General features: G+C 57.5%; 9 protein-coding genes and 2 pseudogenes. 7 read left to right on the top strand and 4 right to left on the bottom strand.

The window, feature by feature from the left end; all coding sequences use genetic code 11:
- The first annotated feature begins 4 nt into the window (after positions 1-4).
- Entirely contained in the window at positions 5-916 is a 912-nt protein-coding gene (locus tag IVA92_RS30875; RefSeq protein WP_247276097.1) for a pantoate--beta-alanine ligase, read from the top strand.
- A gap of 516 nt (positions 917-1,432) precedes the next feature.
- On the opposite strand, the pseudogene IVA92_RS30870 reads toward IVA92_RS30875, so the two are convergent.
- A pseudogene (locus tag IVA92_RS30870) lies at positions 1,433-1,978 on the bottom strand (DDE-type integrase/transposase/recombinase); the annotation flags it as partial.
- Positions 1,979-2,205: 227 nt separating this feature from the next.
- Between IVA92_RS30870 and IVA92_RS30865 the strand changes: the two are divergent.
- Together IVA92_RS30865 and IVA92_RS30860 are read left to right on the top strand one after the other, a co-directional pair.
- A complete protein-coding gene (locus IVA92_RS30865) occupies positions 2,206-2,715 on the top strand; it encodes a hypothetical protein (protein WP_247276096.1) in 510 nt (169 codons plus the stop codon).
- A 1,197-nt stretch (positions 2,716-3,912) separates the two neighbouring features.
- Positions 3,913-4,800, top strand: coding sequence for a TauD/TfdA family dioxygenase (locus IVA92_RS30860; RefSeq protein ID WP_247276095.1), 888 nt, complete (start codon positions 3,913-3,915; stop codon positions 4,798-4,800).
- A 1,222-nt stretch (positions 4,801-6,022) separates the two neighbouring features.
- Here the strand turns inward: IVA92_RS30860 and IVA92_RS30855 are convergent.
- The 3 genes from IVA92_RS30855 to IVA92_RS30845 all read right to left on the bottom strand — a co-directional run bounded on the left by IVA92_RS30855 (position 6,023) and on the right by IVA92_RS30845 (position 8,868).
- Complete coding sequence (locus IVA92_RS30855) at positions 6,023-6,469, bottom strand: hypothetical protein (protein ID WP_247276094.1); 447 nt, start codon at positions 6,467-6,469, stop codon at positions 6,023-6,025.
- The gene (locus tag IVA92_RS30850) at positions 6,459-7,430 is read right to left on the bottom strand and encodes a winged helix DNA-binding protein (protein WP_247276093.1); all 972 of its coding nucleotides are present in this window, start codon (positions 7,428-7,430) and stop codon (positions 6,459-6,461) included. Before IVA92_RS30850 ends, IVA92_RS30855 begins: the two co-directional genes overlap by 11 nt.
- Positions 7,431-7,506: 76 nt before the next feature.
- Positions 7,507-8,868 carry a hypothetical protein gene (locus IVA92_RS30845; RefSeq protein ID WP_247276092.1) on the bottom strand — a complete coding sequence of 454 codons (1,362 nt, stop codon included), beginning with the start codon at positions 8,866-8,868 and terminating at the stop codon, positions 7,507-7,509.
- Positions 8,869-9,547: 679 nt separating this feature from the next.
- On the opposite strand from IVA92_RS30845, the gene IVA92_RS30840 reads away from it, so the two are divergent.
- From IVA92_RS30840 to IVA92_RS30825, 4 genes and pseudogenes are all read left to right on the top strand, one after another.
- Positions 9,548-9,688, top strand: coding sequence for a hypothetical protein (locus IVA92_RS30840; protein WP_247276091.1), 141 nt, complete (start codon positions 9,548-9,550; stop codon positions 9,686-9,688).
- A 15-nt stretch (positions 9,689-9,703) separates the two neighbouring features.
- Positions 9,704-9,949 (top strand): hypothetical protein, encoded by a 246-nt coding sequence (locus IVA92_RS30835; RefSeq protein WP_247276090.1) that lies wholly within the window; start codon positions 9,704-9,706, stop codon positions 9,947-9,949.
- A gap of 2,392 nt (positions 9,950-12,341) precedes the next feature.
- Complete coding sequence (locus IVA92_RS30830; protein ID WP_247276089.1) at positions 12,342-12,506, top strand: hypothetical protein; 165 nt, start codon at positions 12,342-12,344, stop codon at positions 12,504-12,506.
- A gap of 4 nt (positions 12,507-12,510) precedes the next feature.
- Positions 12,511-13,898, top strand: a pseudogene (locus tag IVA92_RS30825) (peptidase S10); the annotation flags it as partial.
- Positions 13,899-14,121 lie beyond the last annotated feature (223 nt).

Below are 14,121 nucleotides of genomic sequence, written 5' to 3'. Positions count from 1 at the left end.
GGAAATGCATCTAGCGTCTCTTTCATCTGGAAAGGCCTTCATTGCGGACATGGCAAGGCGAGGTCGAACGATCGGCACAGTACACACTCTGGGTGCATTGCATCAGGGGCACGCGGAATTGATCAGAAGGGCCGCAGTCGAGAACGATGTCGCCATTGTCACGGTCTATCCGAACAAGATCCAGCTCAGCCCGGGTCCTGAATACGAGTTCAATTTGGATGATGACATTGCGCTTGCGCTAGGAGCGGGCGCTTCTGCTGTGATTTCGACGACGGACGCGGAGATGTTCCCGCCAGGATATCGAACGTTTGTGTCTCAAGGGGATTACCCGCTGCGTGCGAACGGGCCTCATGGGCTCCTCATGGAAGGTATCACCGGATGCATCCGATGGATCTGTTTCGCTCGACCATCTCGCAGTTATTTCGGCTTGAAGGATATTGGACAGGCTCTTCTCGTAAAGCGAGCGGTGGCAGATCTGCTTCTTGATTGCGAGATACGATTTGTGCCGACAGTACGATACAAGAATGGAGTGCCTATTTCGTCACGTTTGCGACACTTCAATCGTTCCGAGCTGGACGAGCTTTCGTCCCTTTTCCTGGCGCTGGACCACTTGAGAAAAGAGGCCGCGCGGGGAGTATCTTGCGCCCAAGACCTGATAGATTCGGCAAGACCGCTGATCACATTCCGACGGTTTGAATTGGAATCTCTTCGCATTGTTGGCGCGGACAGCTTTGAAGATCAGAAGCAGATCGAGCTTCCCTTCATAATCAGTGGAGTCGCCCTTGGTCGCGGCCTCAGAGTGCCTGACAATATCTTTGTACCGGATCAAGAGTCACTTTTGCATGGTCCTGCTGATATATGGATCGACTTGCCCGAAAGGTGGGACTCTGGCCATCATGCACCGGCGCGGGCTTGAAGAGATTAGCGGCGGTTCGCGCATTGGTCGCCCAATCGGCTAGGCGGCTTCGAAATGTCATTCCAATCTGCTGCCTGTCTCTGGCGAGTTGCCCTCGCTCCAGCCGAAGCTCTTCGGCTTTGCGCGACACCTGGAAGTCCTTAATTGCCAATTGCTCCTCGAAAGGCTGACGTCTCCGGGAGGAGAGAACCGCAAGGGACTCTGTAAGGCGAACGATGGTCCTGCCGTGCATTGATTCCGTTGACCGCAGGCCTGGTCGGCGGATCACGTGACGTTGATCGTGCTGTTCGCGCACTTCCTCTTTCGCGGCGACTTTCATGACCGAGCAGGTTGCTGACCTATACAGATCGGGGAATTGCAGCATGGGCAGAGTGTCCCCGTTGGAATGTCCAGTGAAATAGAGCTGGTGCCGGTTGTTTCCGCGTCGATAGATGGGACCGCTGCCGGGCGTTAGGCTGCCATACGGAATGGCAGCGGGTAAAGTAGGCTTAATCCGGCGTGCTGCCGCCATGACCTGGAATGGGGACGCCTACTGTTATGGAAGTTGAGATATAGGCCGATCGGGCTGCGCGCGCGGCTGACGCTGTCATAGCGGGCACATCTCCTCGTGTTTGACGTTGCTCCAGAGCCGATCGACAAACACGTTGTCTCGCCATGCGCGTTCCGTCCATGCTGATCGCAATACCGTCGTCGGCGAGCAAGCCGGTAAAAGCCTGTCCAGTGAACTGAGAGCCTGAGCCGTGTTGAAGATGTGCGGCTTGCCAGGACGAGCCAAGGAATACGCCAGCGTTCGACGCAGAAGTTCATGGTAATCGACAGTCGCCACGACAGACCGCGACGTGCTGCGCAGTCCAACACCACAGCGAGATCGGCGAAGCCAATCGCCGTCAGAATGTAGGTGATTTCCATCGCCAGACTTGGTTCGGTCGCGTAATCTCCATGACGCGCAGCAGATATGGATGGATCTTGTGGCCGGGCTCGGGTCTGGTGGCGCGCGGATGGCGATAGAGCGTCTATCCCAATCCGCCGCATCGCCGTCTTCACATGCTGGCGGCCGATCTTGCTCTCTGAGCCGTCGTTGATCCCTATGGTTGAGTTGATCGAGGTACTCTCCAGCAGCATTGAGCCTCATTCCACCGAGTAGTCGCTTTCCTATCGGGTCGCCTCGGATCGGAGACATGCCGATGTCACTGTGAGGCGCACCCATCCGAACAACAATCGAGGAGCTTGAATCGGAAGTAGAGTCGGGTTGTACAACACGACGGCGGGATATCCGCGGAGCATAGGCAATGAAACAGCTCTCTCTCTCTCTCTCTCTCTCTCTCTCTCTCTCTCTCTCTCTCTCTCTCTGTATGATACTTTATGTTGTTTGCGGACTGCTTGGGTTGAATGAGATTGCGCTCGCGGACTCAACGCGGCGCTACGGTTGCATCATAGACGGCACCGATCGAGAGCCGACAGGCGATCGGAATGGGCGCACCATTGTCAGCCTTCAATACGCCTGCCGCGTAGCCGATGGTCTGTTGAAGGACGCGGGAATTACGGGGCTGTCGGTCAGCCAGTGGGACAGTGAGAAAGGAAGGTACTTGGCTTCTATCGACATTTACCGTGCGCTCCACGGAATTGCGGTTGGTCAGGTGTTGGAGGGGACCGGTTCCTCTGTCACGGAGGACAACAGGGCTGTTGGCATCGCAGCTTCCGGCAAGATGGTGTTTAAGTTCGCATCCGGATCGTTGGCGGCTCTCTCAGGAAGAACCGTAAAATTCACGACCAAACCCGTCAGTTCTCGTCAATTCTAGATGGAATTCACAGATTGGCCTGAAGCCGCTCACCCGAAATGACTCGCGTCGCGATAACGGTCATCTCGTTTCTAAAGGTCGAGTCGAGCTGTGAAGTCGCGATGTTTCCATTCCTGGCTCCGCGACCAAATAAGGTGGTGAAGTGGAGCTGGCACGTTGTGGCGCGCATTGGCGAACGTAAAAAGCATTTTGTGAGATACAATCAATTCCGAAATAGAACGTCAATGGAAGCCGAGACGAATTAGCACACGCCTTGGTGTGCGTTGCGTGCACGGGTCACTCCGCCGAGGTCGTCCGCGGCTGGCGGTGCGGGCCGCATCGGCTTTTCCGAGAAGAGGCTTGTCACGGCGCTCAACGTATCGGACATTTGTGCGAGCGATGCACGTCAAGTCGCGACTTAATTCAATCCTCTAGATTGGCAGCGATGTTGATATCCAAGCTATTGACACAAGTCCCAGTTCACGTTGAAGCATCCTCCTGAAACGGAATCCCGCAAAAGGAGTGATATAGCCCGTTGTTAAACCGCAGCGGGAATTGATATCGCAGATAAGATTGATCTCTCGCTTCGGGACTGCGCGCCTGCTCCGTATGTGACAGGCGGATGAAACCGTCGCGCAAATTTACTAAATTCGATATGACGAAACAAATGTATTTCTATCTTGCAAATTGCATATGGAAATATGATTAACTTGTGGTAGAATAGTGCAGCGTAGTCGCGCTGATTGATGAGACCGCGAGTTATCCGCTTCGTCCTCATAAGCTCGAATGTACCTGTTGCGGACGTGTGAAGAGTTGCCTTCCCAAAAATATCTTTAAGCTTAGCTCCCGGACAGAGCGAACATTTCTCATCGGCGAAAAGAATGCTGGTTTCGTTTCATGGACTGGACATCTGTTGACCGTATGATTGCGATGTAAGAGCGAGGTAATCGATCATGTTGCACGTCGATCCCGGCACCGCTGCCCGTCGACTCGTCCTCTGGTCAGAGCCGATGCAAGAGCCGGAACTGTGCGCGACGGAGCGGGTCACACGATGGTCGTGGTCTGTAGCCCAAGATGCATTGCAGCCTTTTGTGGCGAGTGCTGCAACACATTGCGACCGAGTAGGGTGCATCACCAGGCCGACTTGGTTGGCTTCTGTTGTCGGTCCCTCGACCGAGTCGTCACGCAGCTTTGTTCGCGCATCACGATAGCAAGAGAATGAGCATGAGCAACATGACAGATAACATTATCCCGCCAGCGGATATCGTCAAATCCATGGCCCGGCTCGGTGCCGAGATCAAGAACGTCAGACTATCAGATGAATTATCAGACGAGATGGTCCGGGCTATTAGCCAGTTACTCTTTGAGCACAAGGTCATCTTCTTCCGTGATCAGGGACATCTCGATGATTTCGAACAGCATCGCTTTGCCCTCAGGCTTGGTTCGCTGGTAACGCCTATAGATATGAAGCCGGATCATCGCAGCGCTCATGCGGGCCAGATGCACACGAACGTCAGTTTCGGTGACGAATGTCCGAAGATCTCGGTGCTGCGCGGCGTCGTGATCCCGCCTGATGACCGTGACACAGTTTGGTCAAGCACTGCGGCCGCGTATCTTGATCTTCCGGAGCCGCTGCGGATGCTGGCCGACAATCTCTGGGCAGTGCACTGCAGCACCTATGATTGCACCTTGACCAGGCACTCCGCCCAGATGGATGCAAAGCAATTTGGTGATGTCTTCACCGGAACCATCTGCGAGGACGCGCGTCCGGTTGTTCGCGTCCATCCCGAGACGGGCGAGCGCTTGCTCGTGCTCGGAGAGTCCGTGAGGAACTTCGTCGGCCTGGAAAGATATGCGAGCCAGAAGCTGTTTGACCGCCTTCAATCTTACCTCGCCTCGCCCGAGAATAGCGTAAGATGGAGCTGGAAACCAGGCGACGTTGTAATCTGGGATAACCGCGCGACCCAGCGCTGCGCCATCGGAAAATCCAGTGACCGAGATGGAGTCGAGAGGCGTTCTATCGATGGCGATGTACACCTCAGTATCGCTGGTCCTCGCAGCGTGGCGCGCTCCAAGCCAAAGCTGCAGACGGCCAAGGCTGCCTAGTGTAGCCACTGATCTGGTCTATCGTCAAAGAAGGAAGTGATCTGAATTGAGCGTCACCAAGGCTCTCCTGCGCGCAATGAGGCTGAGTAGCTGATGCGTACGCCTTGGTCTGTTGTTTCCGACGTTCACGACGATGCCCCACTGAAGCTCGGATGGATTCGCATAAGGCACACGCATCCAAATTGTTGGTACTCCTCATGTTCGCCTCCGAAACGAGCCGCTCTCTTGCGTGCAGTTCTGAATGAAGTTTGCAGAGAACTCCCGGCTGATGAGACTGGCACCCGAACGCACGTAGCTTCGAGAATCCTTGAAGCTGCGTCACGAGGAGAGACGTCCATTGAGGTCGTCAAGCAAATCGGCCAGACGGCGTTGACCAGCTCTCCGACGATGTGGCCTCGGAAGGGCTCCCACTGTGTTAATCCGGCAGCCGTGGCGGGGTGGCGAGCTCACAGGAAACCAACATGGATCGACGATATGTGCGCGAAAAGGCGAGCCACCGCGCGACTGATCCGCAGCGACGATTGGCTTGAGGTCAGGCAATTGGCTACCTGCAAGGCAGTAGGGGCCGCCGCATCAGGTGCTGAATTGAACCTCTTCGTTAAGAAGCTAATTTCAGCCTCGGCGAATGATTGGTGGCCGCTATGCTGCGGTCAAGGCGACGCATCCAAAAAACCTCAGCCAGGCGAAGATGCTATGAAAAGTTCATACGCGTCACTGCTCAAGATTGACGGCGCAGGTTCGCACATCTGGTCTTGCCGAGCAGGCTCCATCTACAAATCATGTGATCTCCGCTGCGCGTGCTGCGGTCTAGCCGTTCACGAGCAGTGCGCTGATGCCTTGTCACACCGCTCGTACCCGCATTGTATTTATCGCAAATCTCAAAGTCGGGCCCGACCGCGGACAAGTGCGGAGCCGCGGCGAGCCATTCCTCGATGATGGGTTGTAGGGGTCGAGCATCGATGGCACATAGCTGCCCGATGAACGCCCCGCTGCTCACCCACTTTCCAACCATCGCCGAGCTCTCGGGCAAGGGCGCCACGACGCTTTGCGCACCGGCGCGATAGTCATCGCTGGCTTTCGAGCCCGCTGATCAACGCGCTTGCCCAGCTCATTTTGAGCGTCCCCCATCTGTGCCAGCAATGCCACCGGATCAACTGTGCGGTAAATCTCCTCGCTGGCGGTAGCCTTCGATCTGATCGGTACTTTAAGACTCAAAGGGCTCTCAGCCGATTTTTTCCAAATCGGCCAGGCACTTTTCCAGGTTGCCCTTGGCTTCGTTCAAGAGCCTTTGCGTTTCACCAAGTCGCTTGAAGTCAGGTTTCACTGGGCCGGCAGCCACGGCGCTGAAGTGTTGGCAAACAGTCGTGAGATCGTTCGATATGTCCTCGAGAACGAACGCTATATTTTCGAGGGGCACGAGCTCCGAGAAGAAGCTGTTCGAAACAGGGTCGTCCTGGCCGGTGGGGCCCTCGAACTTCACCTCGACGAATGGAACGAGGACATGGCGATTATCACGCGCAGCTCTGCCTACACTCATGACCAGCGAACTGAACGTTGATGATATGTAGGTGAGCCGGTCGACGAGGGCGCTTCCGTATAGCATGACGGCATCGGGGTCGCTTTGCGGCTCATCTGGGCTCAAAGCACCAAGATCATCTTCAGTCGACATGTTCGCTCTCCTCGACGTATGGATGCAGTATCCCCACGGGGAATGAGGCAGGTTTCGGATTGCTCACCGCCTCTATCGTGTAGAAGCCATGAGCCTCGGCTTTTTTTGCCTGCACAACCCTGACTGAAAACCCTCGATATGAATTTTTTGTTGGAGCCTTCAAATATCCGGGAGCTGAAGGTGTTGGTCCGTGAAGATGGAGCAAATAATCTTCAATCGCGCGACGAATGCCTACAGCACTCGCGTTCCGTAGCCCCGCGGAATCATGAGTGTGCACCGAGCCGTGTATCGTCAAATTGAAGAAATCCCGAAGAACATCCGCGTCTGCTACAACGTGCTGAGAATGAGCGGCTCCGACTCGCGCGAACGTCTCTCTCACCTGCGCGGGTAACCGGTCGCGGTTCTTCGTTTCGCGCTTTTCGCGCCTGTCCAGCTCGAGCAGGCCGCCACGGGTCAGGGCGAAAAGGGCAAATTTGCCTTGGGTTGTTCGTTCGACGAGCCGCGCATTAGTCATCAAACGAAGAATCCTGCTGAGATTGGCATCTCGCAGATGTAGTCTCTTGGCGATCGCCGCCTTCTCCATCTGTCGGGACGGCGTGTCGCGGAGCAATCGAAGTATTGGCACTACGTGCTGACGATGCAGGACCTTGCTTGGACGTGCGAGCTTGGACGTGTTTATCGACATATGTAGAAGGTCGTAGAATGCTCTGAAGCGCTCCGCATAGGCAGTATTCCGCGCGCCAAGCGTTGCGCTTATCCGTCGCAGAATATCGAACCATTCTCGTAGCTCTTGGTCACGCCGCCGGCTCTCCAGGGTGTTCCAAACCCACGCTCCCAGAGTGGCGTAGAGGCGCTCCAGGCTTTTTTCAGATCCCTCTTTGAGGAGCTTGGAAATGACGTGCCTGGCTTCGCTCGCCGTCGCTTCGCCCGCCTCTACCTTTTCCAATGCCAGATCCGACATGGGCTAGCCCTACATCACAACGGTTAATATCGCTTTACAACGCTATTACTCTGATTTTAGTCCCCGAATCTAGTTGTCAAGAGCCCCATTTGTAGGCGGCCCAAACGGTGTTCTGGCCGAGTTCCTTGGACGAAACCGCGGCGGGCTCTTTGAGCAGAGGTAATATGGTACCTATTCGATGATCTATGAACGTCGTCTGGGTCGGATGCTGCACCACGAAGCTGCGGGTACCGAACCTCACCTCAACTTGCGCCGCGGTGGTCTGGTGGCCCTGCATTGTGCGGTCGTTACCCATTGACGGGACGAGCATGACGTCGACGTCGAGTTCACTAAAAGGCGTCTGGCACACGTCACAAAAATCCAGGCAAATGGCGACGCCGATCAATGCGCCTTCTGTAGCAAGGACACATACCCGGTCGCCAGCCGTGATATTTTCCATGCCCCAACCATCGTCGGCGTAAGGCGCGATCTTGTCGTAGCTCAAGCGCTCCTCTCCGTAGCCGTCGTAGATCCGGGCCCGGTTGACAATCCCGTGGTCGGTTTTCTCATGCCAAGTCCCTGGGATCAGAATTTCGGGCGCTTCGAGCTCGTCCGTAACATCCCGGTCTCGAATGAGCTCGACGATCTTCGCACGCAGTTCCGGCGAGACAGTTAGCTCGGGCCACACAACTGCGATGCAGTTCTCCTTCAGGGCCTGAGCAATCTGCTCAGAAATTGCGCCGTCTGCTGACGGCGCTTCAACGCTGGCGACCCTGAAACGCTTATCGCCTGCTATGGAGCAAAACTCTGGCTTGAGCTCTAGGGCCTTGAACAGGCAAGCACCCATCTTCCATTTGCGCGCGTCCGAAGCCGTCGTATGCAACGTGCGAGTATCCACCACCTGGACAGGGTAGCCCTGTATCACAGCAGGCAATATTCGATGGAAGAGTAGACCCCGCTTCGAGTAGGCCTGAAGCCTTCGAGCTGGGCGCAGTGCGCTCACGCCTTGCCGCGGAATGAACCAGCATCCAAGCTGCTCGAGGTGCCACTCACTCGGCGCAATCGGCCACTGCGAACGCCGCTCAGCAAGCACCCTGTCGATTTCCCGTATGAGGCCGCCCATCCTTGACGCCGCCAGGTCAGGCGTCTCATGGGACAACGACCACGAGAGATGGCCGTCTCCTATTGAGGAGGCGAAGCTCTCTCGTGCCTCCTCGATTCGCTTTTCCGTGAGATTCCGATAGGCCTTGTGCACGCTTCCCGGAGCATTCCTAAACAACATGTCGAGCTCGATCAGCGCTTTCCTGAGCTCATCCCGACTGGCATTCGTGATCAGCTCTTGCCGCTCGGCAAGCTCTCGCGCTCCATTCTTCCAGGCGTCAAAGGCTGACGTTTCGGCTTGGCTATCCACGGGCCCAGGCAAAGTTTTCGTCCAAATCAGACCAGCAATATTTTCCATCGATAGGCGTGCGCAGACGATTTTGCAATGCACTCGACTGGTTGCTCACACTTCTCGGTCCTGTGCCGAGCGCCAAGCCTTTTCCGTTTCCGCAGATGTGCAGAGCCGCGGGGAAAATCTGCACAAACCACGGCGGTGGCAACGAAAAGCTGCATCCTTCCTCTGCGAGGAAAAGCCGTGGCACCTCGGGGCATGGCGTTTCTATCAGCGCGCGCAGCTACTTCGCGGTCAGATTACTGAGACCCTGTTAGCTGTAGGCGACTGCGGTTGATCCATAATTGGCGAGTTGGATTCAGGCGGGCTACTTTCCGGCACATCGCAGCCAGTATGCCGGAGAATGCGGTGGCGCAGTTGCGTGCTCATCGAGGCGTCCGAACGGGTGCGCGGCTGCTGATCGAGGGATCGCCAGATGTGCTCAATCGCGGCACTCTCTTGTTGCTCTCGAAAACAGGGTTGGCATTTCAGCGATGCGAATTGGTCCGACTCAATGGCTGCGAAGCCGCTGTGAGTAGGCGAGCGCACAAACTGCTCGCTCGCGGAGCAAAGCACGGCGCGCCGCGCGCGACGTGACCGGTCTTCAATGGATGACGCGATCGCTTGAAGGGAGCGCGAGAATACGTTCACGGGGGAGTGATCACGAAGAGTGCTACCCGCGTAGTCCTGACGGAACGAGCCACGTTTGCACAGGGTCGGTTCGGTCATACGCGGGCTCACCGTATTCGGGCATCCCTCCATCCTGTTCCTCGTGCCATTGTCGGTGAGGGAGGCGGCTCCGAACTTCGGCTTGACCGATCCGGTGTTCCTGCCGCCGTTCTCGTAGGTGACCGGCGGGCGGATGGCAGGTCCGCAAACAGAAGAATTGTACGACGACGTCTCGGCGAGCGTGCTGCGTGCCTTGAGCGGATTTCTGATGTCGGTCGCCTTGATCGTCCCGCTTGGCCTCGGCGTCGGATGGTGCGCCCAGCTCCGAAATCTCCTGAAGCAGTTCACCGAGATGTGCCAGAACACCGCATCGCTCGCGGTACTGCCTGATCTTCATCCTGTTTCTGGACATTCGCGAGCTCTCAAGATCACGATGTGATATATATATATATATATATAGCTGCGCCTGGTCGCTGCTGCTCAACACGATCGCGGCGGTGAAGCAGGTCGAGCCGCTCCGGATCACGTCGGCGCGGACGATGCGCGCGCCACCGCAGCAACTGTGATCCTTCCGGCGGCGCTTCCGACGATCGTCGTCGGCATTCGCCTCGCGAGCGCCTCGGTCATGCTCGTGCTCGGCATCCGAGATGGTCGGTGCCAAAGGGCTATTTCATCATCAACAGCCAGCACAGTTTTTGATCCCGCAGATGTACCCTCGCGATTACAGTCGCCGAGCTTACGTTTAGTGCCATCCTGCAGGTGATCGAGGGACATCTCACGCCATGGAAAGCGTGGCCTCTGCTTAATGGTCCGCAGAGCTCCTATACAGCGGGCGGACGAGCTCGTCGCGCCGTTCTCGAACCGGGTCTGGATGTACCAGCCATGTCACCCACGATCCTGGAGCGCGATCGTATCAGCTGGTTGCTTCCGACGACGGAAGCGATGGAAAAAAATAGAAAGTGGGCGATTGGCCTCACTGACTGCGGGATGCGTCCGCGCCCATTCTGGCCGCACCGGAACGGTGATCGTGGCCAGTGGCACCCACGCTCGTTCGAGCGTCACCGGATCGCGCAACTGGGCGACTGTGTCGGTGCGAATGTCCAGCCATTCGAACGATCGACCATGGACAGTGACTAGCTGAGCGGGCCGGAGTGTGGCGAAATGATCTTGACCAGAAACCCTTATCACTCGACAGACTCGAATTCCATGTTCTAGAGGAGTTCAAGATGATGTTGCCACACTGTTCAACTACGGGAAGTAGTGGCTTGACGGTCCCCGGCCGGAAGACCGCTAGAGTGGCCGCCCCATGGCACCCCGTTCCGTTCCTAGAACAGAAACGCTGCAGTGAGGGTTTCTTTGTCCAGAAAGGCTTAGTCGGCGTTATTTGCAACGGCAATACTGCCTCTGAGACAACGATGCGTGCAGCTCCGATTGTCTTGCGGGTACGTCTGACCTTCGACGAGCTTGATGCATGCGATCTGATCTTCAGTCCGCCCACTAGCGTGGAGCGAAGTGATTGCGGCACTTCGCCCCACAACGGACGTGCTCGCCCGGCTCACTCGAAAGTGCACCGGAGTTCGTGTCGCGACATGCCGCCCTCGACGAGGCGACCACCCGCCTGGATCGAAAGTGATGAGAGCTATGCCTTCCGGTTTCTTTTGCCGGCAGAAAGCTTGGATCAGAACTGGCCCTAGTTTGGTATCCCAAACGTTTTCTGGGAAGCTTCCACTGAGCATCAGTCCGGTCGCTGTGGTGCCAGTTCGGCGGAGCAATGCGCAGCAAGCAAGGCCGACAGAGCATAGCCGAGCCCCTGGCAAAATCGGCCTGACCTCGCAACCTGATTTCGCCGCGATCAACCCACCCGCCGCAAAACAACGCGAACGCCCGCGAAAAAGTCCCTTGCGTGTGCAGTGCGGTCGTGTATTGTTGCAGTGCGGTAGCACCTCGCGCGACCGCCGTCCTCCTTGGGCGTTTCCTCCCTAGACTTGGGCCGCTTGTCATTCAAGCGGCCTTTTTTCTTGCCAATCAATCCCAGCATTTAGCTGGTCTGTCGATCGGCCTTCGCATTTGCGACATAAACCTGACAAGGTCTTAAACCGAATTGTCTCAACCACCATTTTTTGCGAGCGCCTCCTTACCTATGCTGAGCGCAAATTATGGTGGCGCGGAGCTTTTTTGATCCCCTAGCCCGTTTCGTTCCAGTTGCGGATTGAAACGCCAATCCTCTGGGAGATCAGGAATTCGTGCCGTCAGCGGTACTAAAGCGCGACGGAACTCCGCGCGCAACTCACGTCGAAGATCATCCGGCAGGAGCGATCAAGGCAGGTTTCCAAATCTGCTTCCTGAGCGTGCATCAAGCTGGGGCAACACAATGCGTGCTCACGAGTGGTGTCGCGTTGGATCGCGCAATGGCGCCCTCGTATGCAGCGGATAGGTCAACATACATCTCGGTCGTGAGCAACGTAGCTTGTTGAGTTTGTTTGCCTTCCCGCTTGCCGTGCTACATCGCTCCAGATTTGTCCCAGAAGCCACCGCCCAAGCGGCTATAGCCGAGTGCACGAACCGCATCTATGCGGCGAGATTCAGTTGTTCCGATGCAGCGCGCGTCAGACGCTCTTCAGGCACCCGTTTGCTCGTCGAAAAATGATTGGCTTTTTCAAGGACCGCCTCCTCACTGGCGCTGCTGCGTCGCCATGGGATGAATACTACCGGACTTGGTAGGTTTGGTGGTCCTCGATTGTCAGGTAGGTCGTTGGGCCCCTTGGGAGACACGCCTCGTGCGTGCCAAGTGTAGCCGGGACGGAAGTGCGGCCGGGACGAGAGGAGACTCAATGCAATTTGATTGGACGGCGCTGCGCCGCGCCTCTCTTGCGCTGGCTCTGTTTGCCGGTGGCGTGATGGGGAGCGCTTGGGCCGACAATCCGCCGTCGCGCCCCGAGGCGACAACGCTGGCCGACCAGAAGGGCAGTCCCAGCGCGCGGCGGCCAAACACCTAGCACGCCGTCAGCGGCCGAGCAGCATCGCCTTCCGCCGGACTCCACCACCAGGCAAACGCTCGAGCTGCCCGGGCGGACGCTCGCATTCACGGCGACCGCAGGTTCCATCCGCCTGTTCGACGACAAGGGCGAGCCGCGGGCCGACATCGCATACACCTCCTATCAGCTCGATGGTGGCGACCGCGCCACGCGCCCCGTCACGTTCTTCTTCAACGGCGGGCCTGGTGCATCGTCGGCCTGGCTACAGCTCGGCAGTGCCGGTCCTTGGCGGCTGCCGATCAATGCCGACGAGGTCACACCATCGACCTCTGCGGAGGTGAAGCCCAATGCCGAAACCTGGCTCGATTTCACCGATCTCGTCTTTATCGATCCGGTACGGCTATAGCCGCTTCGTGGCGACCGGCGAGGATGTCCGCAAGCGGTTCTTTTCCGTGGACGGCGATGTCAACGCGGTCGCCGTCGTGATCCCCGTTGGCTCGAAAAGCACGATCGCCTGTTGTCGCCAAAATATGTCGCGGGCGAAAGCTACGGTGGTATTCGCGGGCCAAAGTTGGTGCGCCAGGTGCAGAAGCAGCAAGGTGTCGGCGTGAAGGGCCTGATCATGATCTCACCGGTGTTCGACTTCCGCGACTCCGGCGGCACGAGTCTCTTCAATACGTCGCAAAGCTGCCGAGCTATGTCGCAACCGCACGCGAAGCCAAGGGGCCGGTGAAGCGGGCCGATCTCGTCGAGGTCGAAGCTTACGTGCACGGCGAGTTCTTGACCGACCTGGTCAAGGGCACCGCGGAAGGAGGCGGCCACGCGGCTGGCCGACAAGGTCGCCACGCTAACGGGAATAGACCAGGCGGTGAGCCGCCGGCTCGCGGGCCGCTTCGATGTCGCCGATTTCCGCCGCGAGCTCGACCGGAAAAACGGCAAGGTGACCGGGCGCTTCGATGCTTCCGTGCGCGGCCTTGATCCCTATCCGGATTCCAACAGCTCTCGCTTCGGCGATCCCTCAGGGGAGGCGCTTCTGGCGCCATTGACCAGTACCGCCGTCGATCTCCTCACGTGCAAGCTGAACTGGCGGCCGGACGGCTCCTATGAGCTAATCAACGGTGCGGTCGGGCAAGCCTGGGATTTCGGCCGCGGTCCCGCGCAGTCGGTGTCGGAGCTGCGCGAGATCCTCGCAACAGACGCGAAGATGACCATGCTGGTCGGGCACGGCCTGTTCGATCTCGCAACGCCCTATTTCGGCTCGCAAATCGTGCTTGATCAGTTGCCCTCGTTCGCCGCGGCGCCGCGCGTCAAGCTCGCGGTCTATCCGGGCGGCCACATGTTCTACTCGCGTGATGCATTCGCCAAGCCTTTCGCGCCGAGGTCGAAGCGATGATGAAGCCGCGGGCGAATTGAGTCACAAGCAGGCGGCGCTCCGCGCGTAGTATGCCAGCGTTTTCTTAGCACGAGACCAGAACTGAAATCCTGGCGCCAGCTTGCGAATGTTTTTGGAGATGTCCGGCCGCGATCGATCTTGCTCGAGGGCCGGCCGCTTTCTTTGACGGCGTCACCGGGCGCAAATAGCCTACGGGCAGTGGTCCATCGTGCGCCGGGCGTTCTTCATAGCGGATTGTTCTCG

Source organism: Bradyrhizobium sp. 154 (assembly GCF_023073875.1).
Classification (GTDB): Bacteria; Pseudomonadota; Alphaproteobacteria; order Rhizobiales; family Xanthobacteraceae; genus Bradyrhizobium.
The sequence above is the reverse complement of the archived record's forward strand: the minus strand, read 5'-3'. Positions and strand labels throughout refer to the sequence as shown.

Excerpts from the sequence above, each read along its gene's own strand:
- IVA92_RS30875 (WP_247276097.1), top strand. The coding sequence starts at position 5 with ATGCATCTAGCGTCTCTTTCATCTGGAAAGGCCTTCATTGCGGACATG.
- IVA92_RS30865 (WP_247276096.1), top strand. The coding sequence starts at position 2,206 with ATGAAACAGCTCTCTCTCTCTCTCTCTCTCTCTCTCTCTCTCTCTCTC.
- IVA92_RS30860 (WP_247276095.1), top strand. The coding sequence starts at position 3,913 with ATGAGCATGAGCAACATGACAGATAACATTATCCCGCCAGCGGATATC.
- IVA92_RS30855 (WP_247276094.1), bottom strand. The coding sequence starts at position 6,469 with ATGTCGACTGAAGATGATCTTGGTGCTTTGAGCCCAGATGAGCCGCAA.
- IVA92_RS30850 (WP_247276093.1), bottom strand. The coding sequence starts at position 7,430 with ATGTCGGATCTGGCATTGGAAAAGGTAGAGGCGGGCGAAGCGACGGCG.
- IVA92_RS30845 (WP_247276092.1), bottom strand. The coding sequence starts at position 8,868 with ATGGAAAATATTGCTGGTCTGATTTGGACGAAAACTTTGCCTGGGCCC.
- IVA92_RS30835 (WP_247276090.1), top strand. The coding sequence starts at position 9,704 with ATGGCAGGTCCGCAAACAGAAGAATTGTACGACGACGTCTCGGCGAGC.
- IVA92_RS30830 (WP_247276089.1), top strand. The coding sequence starts at position 12,342 with ATGCAATTTGATTGGACGGCGCTGCGCCGCGCCTCTCTTGCGCTGGCT.